At 61.2% G+C, this 1310-nt stretch carries 1 protein-coding gene and 1 other annotated feature; the gene reads right to left on the reverse strand.

Annotated features, from left to right (window positions below):
- Positions 1 to 39: 39 nt before the first annotated feature.
- Positions 40 to 1262, reverse strand: a protein-coding gene (locus N878_RS20735; protein WP_111734041.1) for an IS3 family transposase whose coding sequence is annotated in 2 segments (ribosomal slippage) — positions 40 to 974 and positions 974 to 1262 — 1224 coding nt in all. Because the reading frame shifts where the segments join, the coding sequence is not laid out codon by codon here.
- Positions 868 to 984 (reverse strand) — a sequence feature (AL1L pseudoknot). (Overlaps the previous gene by 117 nt.)
- Positions 1263 to 1310: the final 48 nt, after the last annotated feature.

Here is a 1310-nt window from a genome sequence, read left to right on the forward strand (position 1 = left end):
TGAATCAAGCCGGTTTCCGTGGAGGCCGTTTCGTTTAAGTCAGGCCGCCATGGCCTGACCTGCTTGCTGCCGGTAGAAGTTTGCCTCAGCTTCCGCCGGCGGGATATCACCCAACGGCTCCATCAGTCGTTTCGTGTTGTACCAGTGAACCCAGTCCAATGTTGCCATCTCGACCGCCTCCCGGCTTTTCCAGGACTGACGATGGATGACCTCCGTCTTGTACAGCCCGTTGATGGTTTCGGCCAACGCGTTGTCATAGCTGTCGCCCTTGCTGCCCACCGATGGCTCGATACCGGCTTCGGCCAGCCGCTCGGTGTAGCTGATGGAGACATACTGACTGCCTCGGTCGCTGTGATGAATCAGGTCACCTGAGCGATCGAATCGACGGGCATGCAGCGCCTGCTCCAGCGCATCCAGCACGAAGTCCGTGGTCATGCGGCGGCTGACGCGCCAGCCCACAATCCGGCGTGCGAACACATCAATCACGAAGGCCACATAGAGCCAGCCCTGCCAAGTCGAGACATAGGTGAAGTCCGAGACCCAGAGCTGGTTCGGGCGGTCAGCCTTGAACTGGCGCTGCACACGATCCAGCGGGCAAACGGCCTTGTTGTCCTGAATCGTCGTTTTGACCACCTTGCCACGACGAATGCCTTCGATCTTGAGCTGCTTCATAAGCCGGGCCACGGTGCAGCGCGCCGTGTAGATACGTTCGCGACGCAGCTGCTTCCAGACTTTACGGGCGCCATAGCAGGACATGTTCTCCTCCCAGACGCGCTGGATCTCAGGCATCAGGACCAGGTCGCGCCGGCGACGCGCCGACAGCCGTTCTGGCTGCCGACATTGCGCCGCATGGCGGCGATAGCCAGACGGGGCGATCTGCAGCACACGGCAGATCGGCTCGACCCCGAAGCGATCTCGGTACGTGTCGACGAAGCGCTTCAGCTCTTGATGCGGCGGTCGAGCTCCGCCTGGGCGAAAAACGCGCTGGCCAGCTTCAGGATCTCGTTGGCTCGACGCAGTTCGCGGTTCTCGCGTTCGAGATCCTTGATGCGCTGCCGCTCCTCGGTGGTTGGGCCAGGAATGACGCCGGCATCGGTCTGCTGGCGACGCACCCAACCGTGCAGGGTCTGGGGGACACAGCCGATCTTGGGCGCGATGGATTCGATGGCAGCCCATTCGGAGGGGTAGTCATCACGGTGCTCCATGACCATGCGCACGGCACGCTCACGAACTTCGGGGGAGTAGGTATTGGATTTCTTCATGCCTCATTCTCTCAAGAGTTGAGGCCTCCACGAAACCCGGCTTGATTC

Origin of the sequence: Pseudomonas sp. EGD-AK9 (assembly GCF_000465935.2) — a bacterium.
GTDB lineage: Bacteria > Pseudomonadota > Gammaproteobacteria > Pseudomonadales > Pseudomonadaceae > Aquipseudomonas.